This is a genomic window from Borborobacter xinjiangensis, from assembly GCF_047739745.1.
GTDB lineage: Bacteria > Pseudomonadota > Alphaproteobacteria > Rhizobiales > Rhizobiaceae > Pseudaminobacter.
Map to the genome: position 1 here is coordinate 116692 of NZ_JBLLVA010000013.1, position 14857 is coordinate 131548.

Sequence of the window (14857 nt, forward strand, 5' to 3'; positions counted from 1 at the left end):
GATCCGGAGGGTGAATTGCGCGATTAGCCCTCATTCGCCCTTGAGAATGCCTTCGATGTCGACGATCGCGTGGTTGGTCAGCGTTTTCGTCACCTCTGCGACGATGCGATCACTGACCTCCTTGTGGAGCTTCTTGCGCAGTTCCCCAAGCACGATCGGCGGCGCGACCAGAACGATTTCCTCGAAATCGCCGCGATGCGCCATTTTGTACAGGCGCTCGGCGATTTCGTCGGCGAAGCGCTCCTTGGCCACCCGGTGCCAGTCTGTTTCACCGACGGCGCTGCGATGGGCGCTGGGGCCGTCATTGAACCGCCCGGGGCGGTCCGTGCCCTGGTCCCGTGTCGGCGGGTTTTCCTCGCGGACCTCGCGAACCACGTCCAGATCGGTGTGAAGCGCATCGCCCCGGTTTTTCAGGAACAACGCCTTCTCGCCGTCGGCAACCAACACCCATGTTCCGTGCTTCAATTTGACGTTCGACATGCTGCACTCCCTTGGCGCCGTCGTTGAACCTATGAATCATGCCTTGAAAATCCATTCCGGATCTTCGAGCTGACGCGTTGCCAACGCAGGCGTGCGGTGCTTGTTCCGACGTGCTGCAAAGCCGGAGCGGCAATTGGCCAGGATTATTTTTCTGCCGGAGGCGAATGTCGGGGAAAAGCGATTGCGTCGCAGTTTTGGGCGCGCGAGTGGGTTTCTTCTGCGCCTCTGCGCAACAAGTTACAAATTGCGGGCAGTTCAAGGAACATGTCCGCCATGTCGCAGCCAGCCGCCAAGCTCAACGCCTTTCCCGTCTTCATGCGGGTCGAGGGCGAAGCCGTGGTCATTGTCGGCGGCGGCGCTGAAGCGCTCGCCAAAGCGCGGCTTCTCGGACAATCGAGGGGCCGGCTGGTGATCGTTTCCGAACATCCGGAGCCGGAAACAGCCGCGTGGATCGCCGCCAACGGTGCAGCGCACATTGTCGCCGCCTATGACGCCGCCCAACTTGAAGGCGCCGTCCTGGTTTTTGCCGCCAGTGGCGACGAGGAACTCGATCGCCGCATCAGCGAGGACGCCCGCCGGCTCGGTATTCCCGTCAATGCGGTCGACAGGCCCGAACTTTGCGACTTCTTCACCCCGGCAATCGTCAACCGGGCGCCGGTCTGCGTGGCGATCGGCTCGGAAGGCGCCGGGCCGGTTCTTTCCCAGATGATCCGCGCCAGGATCGACAGCATGCTGGCGCCATCGCTCGGCCATTTGGCGACGCTTGCAGCATCGTTTCGCGATGCCGTCGAGCGGCTTTTGCCGAAAGGCAGCGCGCGCCGACATTTCTGGCATGAATTCTTCGAAGGCGCGCCGGCGCGCGAGATGGAGATCGGCCATATTTCCGAAGCGCGCGAAGCGGCGGCGGAACTTCTGTTGCGCCGGAGCGCGGCGAACGGTCATGTCGCGCTGGTCGGGGCGGGACCGGGCGCCGAAGACTTGCTGACGCTGCGCGCCCAGCGCCTGCTGATGAACGCCGACGCGATCGTTTATGACGCGCTGGTGCCGGAAGAAGTGGTCGCCATGGGCCGTCGCGATGCCGAGCGCCTGCCGGTTGGCAAGCGCAAGGGCTGCCACTCCAAGTCGCAGGCCGAGATCAATGAGCTTCTGATCGGGCTCGGCCGTGAGGGCAAGCGCGTGGTGCGGCTGAAGTCCGGCGATCCGCTGGTGTTCGGCCGGGCGGGCGAAGAAATGCAGGCGCTGCGCGATGCGGGTATTTCCTACGAGGTGGTGCCCGGCGTGACTGCCGCCTTCGCCGCCGCCGCCGACTTCGAATTGCCGCTGACGCTGCGCGGCGTGACCTCTTCCATGGTGTTCACCACCGGCCATGACCTCAAGGGCGGGTCTCTGCCGGATTGGGCGAAACTCGCCATATCGGGCGCCACTGTCGCCGTCTATATGGGCCGCTCGGTCGCCGCCGATGTCGCCGGCCGGCTGATCGAGGCCGGGCTGTCGCCCGACACCGCCGTCGCGGTGGTCGAGAATGCCAGCCTGTCCAGCCGCCGGAAATTCCACGGCACGTTGGCCGATCTGCCCTCGCTGGAAAACCGCACCGAGCTCACTGGACCGGTCATGACCATTATCGGCGACGCCGTCGCCGGTGCCCGTTTCGAAACCTCGCAACCGCTTGCCGCGCGCACCCGTACACGCGTCGCCCCCGCAACAGAGGAAGCGCTGCAATGAAAGTGCTCACCGCCAATCGCCTGACAGATGGTGAAGCCGTGTGGTACAGCGCCACCCATGAATGGGTGGAGCGGCTCGACGGTGCCGAGATCGCCCGCGACAGAGCCGCCGTCGAACGGCTCGAAACGATCGGCAACGCCGCCCTTTCCGCCAACCTGGTGGTCGACGTCAATCTGATCGACGTCGAACTGGCCGGCGACAGGATCCGCCCCATCCGGCTGCGTGAACAGATTCGCGCCGCCGGCCCGACAAACCGCAACGAGCATGGCAAGCAGGCCCGCCCGGATTTTTCCCGCGCGGCATGAGAAACCGCCCTACCCTGCCTTGAGAGAGACCAGGACTATGTACCGTTACGATGAGTTCGATCATGATTTCGTCCACGCCCGCGTCGCCGAGTTCAGCGACCAGGTGGAGCGACGGCTGGCCGGTGAGATCACCGAAGACCAGTTCCGGCCGCTCAGGCTGATGAACGGCGTCTATCTCCAGCTCCACGCCTATATGCTGCGCGTCGCCATCCCTTACGGAACGCTGAATTCGCGCCAGTTGCGCATGCTTGCCCATATCGCCCGCAAATACGACAAGGGCTACGGACATTTCACCACGCGCCAGAATATCCAGTACAATTGGCCGGCACTTTCCGACGTTCCGGCGATCCTCGCCGATCTGGCCAGCGTCGAGATGCATGCGATCCAGACCTCGGGCAACTGCATCCGCAATGTGACCGCCGACCATTTCGCCGCCGCGGCCGCCGACGAGGTTGCCGATCCGCGCCCCTATGCCGAGATCCTGCGGCAATGGTCGTCGGTGCATCCGGAATTCTCCTATCTTCCGCGCAAGTTCAAGATCGCCGTGACGGGTGCCGAACGCGACCGTGCCGCGATAAAGACGCATGACATCGGCCTGCATCTGAAGAGGAACCAGGCGGGCGAGCTGGGCTTTGCCGTCTATGTCGGCGGCGGTCAGGGCCGCACGCCCATGGTGGGCAAGAAAATCCGCGACTTCCTGCCGGAAGCCGATCTGCTGTCCTATGCCACGGCGATCCTGCGCGTTTACAATCTCCACGGCCGTCGCGACAACAAGTTCAAGGCGCGCATCAAGATTTTGGTGCATGAAACCGGCGTCGAGGAACTGACACGCCAGGTCGAGGCGGAATGGGAGGCGCTGAAGGACAGCCAACTCAAGCTGCCGGAGGCCGACGTGCGCGCCATCCAGGCTTATTTCGCGCCGCCGGCACTGGCCGCCCGCCCCGAAGGCGACGAGGCGGTCCGGCTCGCGCGCCTCGACAGCCGCAGTTTCGGCGAATGGCTCGACCAGAACGTGATCACCCACAAGCATCCCGACTATGCGGCGGTGACCATTTCCCTCAAGGGCATCGGTGAAACGCCTGGCGACGCCACGGATTCGCAGATGGAAGCCGTTGCCGACATTGCCGAGAAATATTCCCATGACGAGCTGCGCGTGTCGCACGAGCAGAATCTCGTCCTGCCTCATGTGGCGCGCGCCGATCTCAAGGCGGTCTATGACGCGCTGGTCGAGGTCGAGCTGGCAACCGCGAATGCCGGCTTGATCAGCGACATCATCGCCTGCCCTGGACTGGACTATTGCGCGCTCGCCAATGCGCGCTCCATACCGGTCGCCCAGCAGATTTCGAACCGCTTCGCTTCGCTCGAGCGCCAGCGCGACATCGGCGAACTCAAGCTGAAGATTTCCGGCTGCATCAATGCCTGCGGCCATCATCATGTCGGCCATATCGGCATTCTGGGCGTTGAGAAAAAGGGCGCGGAACTCTATCAGGTGACGCTTGGCGGCTCGGCGGACGAAAACACCTCGATCGGTGAAATCGTCGGGCGTGGCTTCGGTCCGGACGAGATCGTCGACGCCATCGAAACCGTGGTCGAAACCTATCTCGGCATCCGCCTCGATCGCTCGGAAAAGTTCATCGACGCCTATCGCCGTGTGGGCGCCGCGCCGTTCAAGGAGGCGCTCTATGGCCGCGAAGTCAAGGCCGCCTGAGCCGGAAGACGGCACGGAGGCCGAGGCCGCGGCCCTCGAGTGGCGCTATGGCGAACTGCCGCCGGGCGAGATCATCTGGCATGCCGTCGCCGAACATTTCGCCGGCCATATCGCCGCCGTGTCGTCCTTCGGGGCCGATTCGGCGGTGCTCCTGCATATGATCGCGGAGGTAGACCGCAGCTTGCCGATCGTCTTCCTCGATACGGGCAAGCATTTCGGCGAGACACTGGATTACCGCGATGCATTGGTTGCCGATCTCGGGCTGACGAACGTGCGCATCGTCACTCCGAAGCAAGACGAACTCGACCGTCTCGATCCGGATGGCAAGCTGCACCTCACCGATGTCGATGGCTGCTGTGCCATCCGCAAGGTCGAACCGATGGCACGAGGCGTGGCGCCGTTCCGCGCCTGGTTCACCGGCCGCAAGCGGTTCCAGGCGGCTACGCGCCAGGCATTGGCGGTGTTCGAAGCGGTCGGCCCGCGTATCCGCATCAATCCGCTGGCGCGCTGGACCACAGCCGATCTGGCGGACTATATGCGCGCCAACAAGCTCCGCGAAAATCCGCTCGTCGCCTATGGATATCTGTCGATCGGCTGCTTTCCCTGCACGCAGATCGTCAAGCCGGGCGAAGATGCCCGCAGCGGCCGCTGGGTCGGGCAAGCCAAGACCGAATGCGGCATCCATCTCGACGGGCTTGGCCAGTCGCTGAACAACCAGCCGGTTTAGGAACAAGGCATGTCTGAGACGCCAGCGCAAACGCGCCTGTGGACCCCGCAAGGCTTTCGCGAGGACGAATGGGCCCATGCCGAAAGCGCCGAAGCGCTGGCCGGCAACGGTCGCTTCATCCTGCCGCTTCAGGCCTTTCTGGAGCTTGACCCGACCGAACGCGAGCTGGCGCGGGAACGCCTGGGCGTGCTGCTGATGCCGGGTGACGCGGTCGAGAAGATCGCCGATCTCCTCGATTCCCTGTCGCTGGTGGCGCTGGCATTTCCGGCCTTCAACGATGGGCGCAGCTTTTCCAAGGCCGAATTGCTGCGCAGCCGCTACAATTTCGAAGGACGGCTGCGCGCCACCGGCCAGGTGCTGGTCGACCAGCTTCCGCATATGCTCAGGGTTGGCTTCGACGAATTCGAAGTGTCGCATCCCACCCTGATCGCCCGTCTCGAAGAGGGCCGCATCGGCGGGTTGCCGCTGCACTATCAGCCGGCGGCCAAAAACGCCGCCGAGGGCGAAAAATATTCGTGGCGGCGCCGGCCCACGGCCTGATCGCCGCAACTTTTCTTTTCGGACCGGGGTCACTACGGTCAGCCTTACCTTGCAAGGAGGCCGACATGTTTCGATGGGGTGTTCTCTCCACGGCAAAAATTGCGCGCGAGCATGTCTTGCCGGCGATCGCCGATACCGATAACGGCGTCGTGTCGGCGATCGCCAGCCGAGATGCCGGCAGGGCGCGGGCCCTTGCCGATCGTTTCGGCGCGCCGCATGCCCTCGGCTCCTACGAGGAACTTCTCGCCTGCGATGCAGTCGACGGCGTCTATATTCCGCTGCCGACATCACAGCATGTCGAATGGGCGGCAAAGGCAGCGGAAGCGGGCAAGCATGTGCTGGTCGAAAAGCCGCTGGCGCTCGACGCCGATGACATCCTGCCGCTCATTGAAATACGCGACCGTCGCAAGGTGCTCATCTGCGAAGCGTTCATGGTGATCTATCACCCGCAATGGATCAAGGTGCGCGAGCTGATCGCCGGCGGCGCCATCGGAAGGCTGCGCCATATCCAGGGGGCCTTCTCATATTACAATGTCGACCCCTCAAACATGCGCAACAATATCGCGCTCGGCGGCGGCGCCCTGCCCGATATCGGCGTCTATCCGATTGTCACGGCGCGTTTTGCCACCGGCGGGGAACCCGCCCGTGTCCAGGCGACGATCGAACGCGACGGCACATTCGGCACGGACAACTATTCGTCGGTGCGAGTCGATTTCGGTGACTTCGAACTGTCCTTTTACCTGTCGACGCAGATGGCGGCGCGACAGTCGATGGTGTTCCACGGCGAGGAAGGCTTCATCGAAGTCGCTTCGCCATTCAATGCCGGCCTCTACGACCATCATCGCATCGAGCTGCACAACCAGAAGCATACCGCGGCGCAGATATTCCGCTTCCCCGGAGCGCAGCAGTACCGCCTTCAGCTCGAGGCGTTCGCACGCGCGGCGAACGGCGGCGGGGACACCGTATTCACGCTCGAAAATTCCGTGCTGAACCAGAAGGTGATTGACGCGATCTTTCGTGCCGGCGAGCATATGGGCTGGGAGCCGGTCGGGTAGAAAGCGTACCATTTTGGCGTGTGGGAAGGCGGCAAGGGCGTCTCGCGCGCCGTTTTCCGGCCGGGCGCATCGTAGCCAGACCGCTTGCGCCCTGTGAAGCCTGTTCTTATATACGCCCCATGATCGCCGGAACTGCTGGAATCTCGGCAGCGCTGCGTCAAATTTGTTGTGAACAGGGGCTGCCACCGGAACGCCTCAGGGGTCCTGGCGGCCTGCTTAGCGGAGAGTAGAAAGATGGCTAAAGTAATCGGTATAGATTTGGGGACGACCAATTCCTGCGTCGCCGTCATGGATGGCAAGGACGCGAAGGTCATCGAGAATGCGGAAGGCGCGCGCACGACCCCTTCCATTGTCGCATTTACCGATAGCGACGAACGGCTCGTCGGCCAGCCGGCCAAGCGCCAGGCGGTGACGAACCCCGAGAACACGATTTTTGCGGTGAAGCGCCTGATCGGCCGCCGCTATGACGACCCGGTGACGGAGAAGGACAAGAAGCTCGTCCCCTATCACATCGTCAAGGGCGACAATGGCGACGCGTGGGTGGAAGCCGGCGGCAAGAAGCAGTCGCCCAGTCAGATCTCGGCCATGATCCTGCAGAAGATGAAGGAAACGGCCGAAGCCTATCTCGGCGAAAAGGTCGAGAAGGCCGTCATCACCGTTCCCGCCTACTTCAACGACGCCCAGCGCCAGGCCACCAAGGACGCCGGCAAGATTGCCGGCCTTGAAGTGCTGCGCATCATCAACGAGCCGACGGCTGCTGCGCTCGCCTATGGCCTCGACAAGCGCGAAGGCAAGACCATCGCCGTCTATGACCTTGGCGGCGGCACGTTCGACATTTCGGTGCTCGAGATCGGCGACGGCGTCTTCGAGGTCAAGTCGACCAATGGCGACACCTTCCTCGGCGGCGAGGACTTCGACATGCGGCTGGTCGAATATCTGGCCAGCGAATTCAAGAAGGAACAGGGCATCGACCTGAAGAACGACAAGCTCGCGCTTCAGCGTCTCAAGGAAGCCGCCGAAAAGGCCAAGATCGAGCTTTCCTCGGCCGCGCAGACCGAGATCAACCTGCCCTTCATCACCGCCGACGCGTCCGGTCCCAAGCATCTGACGATGAAGCTGACGCGCGCCAAGTTCGAGAGCCTCGTGGAGGACCTCGTGCAGCGCACCATCGACCCCTGCAAGGCGGCGCTGAAGGATGCCGGCCTGAAGGCGGGCGAGATCGACGAGGTGGTCCTGGTCGGCGGCATGACCCGCATGCCCAAGATCCAGGAGATCGTGAAGCAGTTCTTCGGCAAGGACCCGCATAAGGGCGTCAACCCCGATGAAGTCGTGGCCATGGGGGCCGCCATTCAGGCCGGCGTGTTGCAGGGCGACGTCAAGGACGTGCTGCTTCTCGACGTGACGCCGCTGTCGCTCGGCATCGAGACGCTGGGCGGCGTGTTCACGCGCCTGATCGAACGCAACACCACTATCCCGACCAAGAAGAGCCAGGTCTTCTCGACGGCCGAGGACAGTCAGTCCGCCGTGACGATCCGCGTCTTCCAGGGCGAGCGTGAAATGGCGGCCGACAACAAGATGCTCGGCCAGTTCGATCTCGTCGGCATTCCGCCGGCACCGCGCGGCGTGCCGCAGATCGAGGTCACCTTCGACATCGACGCGAACGGCATCGTCAACGTCTCGGCCAAGGACAAGGGCACCGGCAAGGAGCACCAGATCCGCATCCAGGCATCGGGCGGCCTCTCGGACGCCGACATCGAGAAGATGGTGAAGGATGCCGAGGCCAATGCCGAGGCCGACAAGCAGCGCCGAGCGCTGGTCGAGGCCCGCAACCAGGCCGAGGCTCTGGCTCATTCGTCGGAGAAGTCGCTCAGCGAATATGGCGACAAGGTCTCGGAAGCCGATCGCACCGCGATCTCCGAGGCGATCGCCGCGCTGAAGACGGCCGCCGAAGGCGACGATGTCGAGGCGATCAACGCCAGAAGCCAGACGCTCGCCGAAGTCTCGATGAAGCTTGGCCAGGCCATGTACGAGGCTTCCCAGAAGGAAGCCGCCGAAAAGGATGCGGCAGCCGATGCCGTCCATGATTCGGATGTGGTCGACGCCGACTTCGAAGAGATCGACGAAGACGACGACAAGAAGAAGTCCGCCTGACAGGCGTGATACGAACCAGAAAGACCCGGCGCGGATTGCCGGGTCTTTTTGCAATTGCATCGAAAAAAGTTGGGTGCGAAGCACCGCAACTCTGGTATCGGCAGGCGCGGCTTACTAAATCCGATGCCAGCTACCGTAAATGACGGACGAGATGCGCCAAGACATTGGAATCCGGACAGCGGGACAAGATGAAGGCTGATTTCTACGAAACGCTAGGCGTCCACAAAGGCGCCAGCGAGAAGGAGCTCAAAGCTGCCTTCCGCAAGCTTGCCATGCAGTTTCACCCCGACCGCAACCCCGGGGATGCCGCCTGCGAACATCGCTTCAAGGAAATCGGCGAAGCCTACGAGACGCTGAAGGACCCGCAAAAGCGCGCGGCCTATGACCGCTTCGGCCATGCCGCGTTTGAAAACGGCGGCATGAACGGCGGCGGACAGGGATTCGGCGCCGGCGGGTTCTCCGATATTTTCGAGGACATTTTCGGCGAGATGATGGGCGGCCGGCAGCGCCGTTCCTCGGGCGGGCGCGAGCGCGGCGCCGATCTGCGCTACAATATGGAAATCACACTCGAAGAGGCCTTTTCCGGCAAGACCGCGCAAATCCATGTTCCGGCCTCGATCTCCTGCACCGAATGCTCGGGCTCCGGAGCCAAGCCGGGTACCCAGCCCACCGCCTGCTCGATGTGCTCGGGCTCCGGCCGGGTTCGCGCCTCCCAGGGCTTCTTCTCCATCGAACGCACCTGTCCGCAATGCCAGGGTCGCGGCCAGACCATCAAGGATCCATGCCAGAAATGCGCCGGCCAGGGCCGCGTGGTCGAGGAACGGTCGTTGTCGGTCAACATCCCGGCAGGAATAGAGGACGGTACCCGTATCAGGCTCGCCAATGAAGGCGAGGCCGGCCTGCGGGGCGGACCGCCCGGCGATCTCTATATCTTCTTGTCTGTCAAGCCGCACGAATTCTTCCAGCGCGACGGCGCCGACCTCTACTGCAAAGTGCCGATCTCGATGACCACTGCGGCACTTGGCGGTTCCTTCGAGGTAGCGACGCTCGACGGCACGCAGACCCGGGTGAAAGTGCCCGAAGGCACGCAGAACGGCCGGCAGTTCCGCCTCAAGGGCAAGGGCATGCCGGTATTGCGCCAGCCAAATGTCGGCGACCTCTATATCCAGACCGCCGTCGAGACGCCGCAGAACCTGACCAAGCGCCAGCGTGAACTGCTTGAGGAATTCGAGCAGCTTTCGTCCAAGGACAACAGCCCGCAATCCAGTGGTTTCTTTGCCCGGATGAAGGACTTCTTCGAATCCTTCAGCGAGTAGGACCGGCGCGGCCTGCCGGTTTTTCATGTTGACGCCATGTTTTACCTTGCGTCACCGGCGACAGGGCGTATGTATTCCGGCGGGGCGAGAGCGCAGGAGAGTAACTGTCGATGGCACGTGGTTCCGGTTTGCGAAAGTCGCTGGCGACGAAGTTCGATGACGAACTGCGCTTCTTCAAGGGCTGGATGGACAAGCCCAAGGCGGTAGGCTCCATCATTCCGACCAGTTCGATCACTGCGCGCCGCATGGCCTCCATCATCGACGTCAAATCGCAACTTCCAGTGCTGGAACTTGGGCCCGGCACCGGTGTGGTCACCCGCGCGATCCTGCAGCGAGGGGTCAAGCCGCAGAACGTCTACGCCGTCGAATATTCCGCCGAGTTTGCCGATCATGTCCGGCGGACCCAGCCGGGCGTCAATGTCATCGAAGGCGACGCCTTCGATCTTGGCACGACGCTTGGCGACAAAGCCGGACTGACCTTCGACTGCGCGATCTCGGCGGTGCCGCTTCTAAACTTCCCGATGATCCGGCGCGTTGCCTATATCAACGACCTGCTGGATCGGTTGCCGCCTGGCCGGCCGGTCATACAGATCACCTACGGGCCGCTGTCGCCGGTTCCGGCGCGCGGCGGCGAATACACGGTCGAGCATTTCGACTTCGTCATTCGCAACATCCCGCCAGCCCAGCTCTGGCTCTACCGCCGCGTCGCCAATAGTTGATCATTCCCGTCCTGACATTTGCATCGGCGGCCCGTTCGCCTATACCCGGCGGGCAGGAGGCATGCCAATGACAGCCAGGATTCTCGTTTTTGCCGGCTCGATCCGCACCGGCGCATTCAGCATCAGGACGGCCGATGCGGCGACCAAGGAACTTGCTCTGCAAGGCGCCGAGGTCACCCGCATATCGCTGGCCGACTATCCATTGCCGATCATGGACGAGGATCTCGAAAAGGAACGCGGTGTTCCTGAAAATGCCTTGAAGCTCGCCCGCCAGATCGCCGCGCATGACGGCTTCCTGATTGCCAGCCCGGAATATAATTCGTCGATTCCGCCATTGCTCAAGAACGCGATCGACTGGGTAAGCCGCGTGCGCAAGGACAATGATCGTCCTTTCAAGCCCTATTCCGGCAAGGTCGCTGCGCTCTGCTCGTCTTCCGACGGCAATTTCGCCGGCATTCGGGGGCTTTATCATCTGCGCTCGGTGCTGATGAATTGCCAGGTCGAGGTGATCACGCCACAGTGTTCCGTCGCGCGCGCCAGCGATGCCTTCGACGAGAACGGCGACTTTCGCGAAGAGCGGTTGCGCCGTGCAATGGAGAATGTGGCGAGGACGCTGATCGAGCGCGCTCGCATGCTTTCCACGAGGGTCGACCCATGATGCCCGCCATTCGCGATCGTCTGATCGTCGGCCTTGATGTGCCGACGCTGAAGGAAGCCCAGGCGATGGTCCGCGATCTGGAGGGCACCGTATCCTTCTACAAGATCGGCTACCAGCTTGCCTTTGCCGGCGGGCTCGATTTCGCCCGCGAACTGGCGAGCGGTGGTACCAAGGTCTTCCTCGACATGAAACTGCTCGACATCGACAATACGGTGGCAAAAGGCGTGGAAAACATCGTCCGCATGGGCGTGTCCATGCTGACCCTTCATGCCTATCCTAAGGCGATGCGGGCAGCAGTCGAGGCGGCGAGAGGAAGCGATCTCTGCCTGCTGGGCGTAACGGTGCTGACTTCGATGGACGCGCAGGACCTGAAAGAGGCCGGCTATGAATGCGATCCGCGCAGCCTGGTGCTGCGCCGCGCCGAACAGGCCCGCCAGGCCGGCATGGGCGGCATCGTCTGCTCGGCCGCCGAGGCGAGCGCCGTGCGCAAAATCGTCGGACCCGATCTGGCGGTGGTGACGCCGGGCATCCGCCCCGCCGGTGCCGATCATGGCGACCAGAAACGCGTGGTGACGCCGGCGCAGGCGATGCGCGATGGGTCGAGCCATCTGGTCGTCGCCCGCCCGATCGTCGGAGCGGTTGACAGGAAGGCTGCGGCGCGCGCAATTCTCGACGAAATGGCTGCAGGCTGACAGGAGGACACGATGGCTAAGGGCTACTGGATAGCGCATGTCGATATACGCGATCCCGAGCGCTACAAGGACTATGTTTCGACCGCCCGTCCGGCTTTCGAGAAATATGGCGCGAAGTTTCTGGCGCGTGGCGGCGCGTGCGAAGCCGTCGAGGGCAAGGGACGGGCACGCAACGTCATCATCGAGTTCCCGTCATTCCAGGCGGCCAAGGATTGCTATGAGTCTCCCGATTATCAGGCAGCCAAAGCCATTCGCATTACCGTGGCGGATGGCGAGATCACGCTGATGGAAGGCGCCGAGTAAGCGCTCGGCACCGGGCGGCCACATGTGAGACAGGACACCGGCTGAAGGCTATTCGCCGAATGCGCAACCATTCGGTGAAAAACATGTTGTTTTAGCTATATTCGACTATTGTCGCGTATTGCAACGCAACAGAACATTGTTAGCCTGCGCACGATGAATGACCGGTTTGTTACCTGCCGCTGCCGGCCGCGGTTCCGGAAACGCCGATGTACTATCAACTCTATGAACTGAACCATGCGGCCCTTCAGCCGGCGCGCGCCTATGCCGACGCGGTGAAGATGCTGTATTCGAACCCGCTCAATCCGCTGTCTTATACGCGCTGGGGCCGCTCGGTGGCGGCGACAGCCGAGCTGTTTGAGCGGACGACCCGCCGCTATGGCAAGCCGCAGTTCGAGCTGCCTGAAACGCTGATCGACGGACAGCCGGTTCCGGTGACGGAAAAGACGGTCTGGTCGCGCCCCTTCTGCAACCTGCTGCATTTCGAACGCGCCGTTCCCGCCTCACGCCATTCCGACCCGAAGCTTTTGATCGTCGCGCCGATGTCAGGGCATTATGCGACGCTGCTGCGCGGCACGGTCGAGGCGATGCTGCCCCATGCCGACGTCTACATAACCGACTGGGCCGACGCCCGCATGGTGCCGGTCTCGGAAGGCAGGTTCGATCTCGACGACTATATCGACTACATCATCGACATGCTCCACGCCCTCGGTCCCGACACCCACGTCATGGCCGTCTGCCAGCCGTCTGTGCCCGTGCTTGCGGCCGCAGCCATCATGGAAGCGCGTGGCGACCGGTTTGCGCCGGCAAGCATGACCCTGATGGGCGGACCTATCGACACACGCCGCAACCCCACCGCGGTCAATCTTCTTGCCGAGGAAAAGGGGATCGACTGGTTTCGTGAGAATGTGATCATGCCCGCCCCCTGGCCGGCGCCCGGCTTCACCCGCAGCGTCTATCCGGGCTTCCTGCAATTGTCCGGCTTCATGAGCATGAACCTCGACCGGCACATCATCGCCCACCGGGAGTTCTTCATGCATCTGGTGAAGAATGATGGCGACGGCGCCGACAAGCACCGCGAATTCTACGACGAATATCTGGCGGTGATGGACCTGACGGCCGAGTTCTACCTCCAAACCGTCGAAACGGTGTTCATCCGCCACTCGTTGCCAAGGGGCGAGATGACGCATCGCGGCGTGCCGGTAGATCCGGCCGCCATCACCAATGTGGCGCTGCTGACGATCGAAGGCGAAAACGACGACATTTCCGGCCTTGGCCAGACGCAGGCCGCTCACGATCTCTGCGTGAACATCCCCGCCGCGCGGCGCGCTCATTACGTGCAGCCTGCCGTCGGCCATTACGGAGTGTTCAACGGCTCACGCTTCCGCGCCGAGATCGTGCCGCGCATCCTCGGCTTCATCGCGCAAAGGCGCAAGGAGGATCGGCGGCCGCGGAAACTGCAACTCGTGCGCTCCACCGGCACCGACTAGAGCACGTCCTGTGATCGATGAATCGATTGTGATGTGACGGCGTGATGTTGTTCTGATTCAACCTCCACTTTCACGGAGTTGGATGATGGGAAGAGCATTGAGCATGGATCTTCGGTCACGGGTCTTGAAGGCTTCGGACGAAGGTTTGTCGGCGCGGCAAGCTGCGGCACGGTTCGGAGTGGGAGTATCGAGCGCGATCCGCTGGATTGCGCGGGCGAAGATCGGCGAGTTGGCGCCGCGTCCGCAGGGTCGTCGCCGCGCTTCCAGCCTTGATGCGCATGACGCCTTCATCGTCGGGCTGATCGAAGAGCGCAAGGACATCACGCTGAACGAGATGGTGGAACGGCTGGTCGCCGAGCAGTCGGTGCGGATCAGCCGCAGCGCCTTGAGCGCCTGGCTTCGCGGTCGCGGTTGGACTTTCAAAAAAAGTCCGCACATGCACTGGAGCAGGACCGCCCCGACATCCTGAAGCGGAGGCAAGCCTGGTTCGACGGCCAACTCGATCTCGATCCCGCGAAGCTGGTCTTCATCGACGAGACCGGACTGTCGACCAAGATGGCCCGACTTCGGGGACGTGCGCCACGCGGCGAGCGCTGCCGGGCGGGCGTGCCGCATGGCCATTGGAAGACCACCACCTTTACCGGCGCGCTGCGGCTGACGGGCATGACCGCCCCGTTCGTCTACGACGGCGCCATGAACGGGCAATGTCTTCCTGGCATATGTCGAACAGGTGCTGGCCCCGACCCTGTCGGAGGGCGACATCGTCGTGATGGACAACTTACCCGCCCACAGGGCCGCCGGCGTTCGCGCCGCAATCGCGGCGGCAGGCGCGAGCCTGCTTTACCTGCCGCCCTACAGTCCCGACTTCAATCCGTGTATGGATGGCTCCTGCGGGTCAAGGTGTCGGATCGGGTTTGGTGAACCGGTCGGCTGCGGCCATGTATACGGCGTCTGAATGTGCAACGAGGTCGTTGCGCGCCCTGATGAATATCCG

General features: G+C 62.8%; 14 protein-coding genes and 1 pseudogene. 14 read left to right on the forward strand and 1 reads right to left on the reverse strand.

The genetic code is table 11. From position 1 onward, the window contains the following. Positions 1-30 precede the first annotated feature (30 nt). Positions 31-480 carry a host attachment family protein gene (locus ACLKMW_RS15430; protein ID WP_415725356.1) on the reverse strand — a complete coding sequence of 150 codons (450 nt, stop codon included), beginning with the start codon at positions 478-480 and terminating at the stop codon, positions 31-33. Positions 481-753: 273 nt separating this feature from the next. Between ACLKMW_RS15430 and cysG the strand changes: the two genes are divergently transcribed. The 14 genes and pseudogenes from cysG to ACLKMW_RS15500 form a co-directional block, all read left to right on the forward strand. Continuing rightward, positions 754-2202, forward strand: a complete 1449-nt coding sequence (cysG, locus tag ACLKMW_RS15435; protein WP_415725357.1) for a siroheme synthase CysG — start codon at positions 754-756, stop codon at positions 2200-2202. Continuing rightward, the gene (locus ACLKMW_RS15440; protein ID WP_415725358.1) at positions 2199-2507 is read left to right on the forward strand and encodes a DUF2849 domain-containing protein; all 309 of its coding nucleotides are present in this window, start codon (positions 2199-2201) and stop codon (positions 2505-2507) included. Before cysG ends, ACLKMW_RS15440 begins: the two co-directional genes overlap by 4 nt. Positions 2508-2544: 37 nt before the next feature. Then, the gene (locus tag ACLKMW_RS15445) at positions 2545-4215 is read left to right on the forward strand and encodes a nitrite/sulfite reductase (RefSeq protein ID WP_415725359.1); all 1671 of its coding nucleotides are present in this window, start codon (positions 2545-2547) and stop codon (positions 4213-4215) included. Next, positions 4190-4942, forward strand: a complete 753-nt coding sequence (locus ACLKMW_RS15450) for a phosphoadenylyl-sulfate reductase (RefSeq protein WP_415725360.1) — start codon at positions 4190-4192, stop codon at positions 4940-4942. Before ACLKMW_RS15445 ends, ACLKMW_RS15450 begins: the two co-directional genes overlap by 26 nt. Before the next feature lie 9 nt (positions 4943-4951). Next, positions 4952-5482, forward strand: a complete 531-nt coding sequence (locus ACLKMW_RS15455) for a DUF934 domain-containing protein (RefSeq protein ID WP_415725361.1) — start codon at positions 4952-4954, stop codon at positions 5480-5482. Positions 5483-5547: 65 nt separating this feature from the next. Then, positions 5548-6537 (forward strand): Gfo/Idh/MocA family protein, encoded by a 990-nt coding sequence (locus tag ACLKMW_RS15460; RefSeq protein WP_415725362.1) that lies wholly within the window; start codon positions 5548-5550, stop codon positions 6535-6537. Between the two features lie 234 nt (positions 6538-6771). After that, a complete protein-coding gene (dnaK, locus tag ACLKMW_RS15465; protein WP_415725363.1) occupies positions 6772-8688 on the forward strand; it encodes a molecular chaperone DnaK in 1917 nt (638 codons plus the stop codon). A 188-nt stretch (positions 8689-8876) separates the two neighbouring features. Then, the gene (gene dnaJ / locus ACLKMW_RS15470; RefSeq protein WP_415725364.1) at positions 8877-10004 is read left to right on the forward strand and encodes a molecular chaperone DnaJ; all 1128 of its coding nucleotides are present in this window, start codon (positions 8877-8879) and stop codon (positions 10002-10004) included. Positions 10005-10114: 110 nt separating this feature from the next. Continuing rightward, complete coding sequence (gene pmtA / locus ACLKMW_RS15475; protein WP_415725366.1) at positions 10115-10723, forward strand: phospholipid N-methyltransferase PmtA; 609 nt, start codon at positions 10115-10117, stop codon at positions 10721-10723. Positions 10724-10790: 67 nt separating this feature from the next. Continuing rightward, entirely contained in the window at positions 10791-11381 is a 591-nt protein-coding gene (locus ACLKMW_RS15480; RefSeq protein ID WP_415725367.1) for an NADPH-dependent FMN reductase, read from the forward strand. Next, positions 11378-12073, forward strand: coding sequence for an orotidine-5'-phosphate decarboxylase (pyrF, locus tag ACLKMW_RS15485; RefSeq protein WP_415725368.1), 696 nt, complete (start codon positions 11378-11380; stop codon positions 12071-12073). Before ACLKMW_RS15480 ends, pyrF begins: the two co-directional genes overlap by 4 nt. Positions 12074-12085: 12 nt before the next feature. Beyond that, complete coding sequence (locus ACLKMW_RS15490) at positions 12086-12376, forward strand: DUF1330 domain-containing protein (RefSeq protein WP_415725369.1); 291 nt, start codon at positions 12086-12088, stop codon at positions 12374-12376. Positions 12377-12582: 206 nt separating this feature from the next. Beyond that, complete coding sequence (locus ACLKMW_RS15495; protein ID WP_415725370.1) at positions 12583-13863, forward strand: polyhydroxyalkanoate depolymerase; 1281 nt, start codon at positions 12583-12585, stop codon at positions 13861-13863. A gap of 85 nt (positions 13864-13948) precedes the next feature. Further along, positions 13949-14737 (forward strand): annotated as a pseudogene (locus tag ACLKMW_RS15500) (IS630 family transposase); the annotation flags it as partial. Positions 14738-14857: the final 120 nt, after the last annotated feature.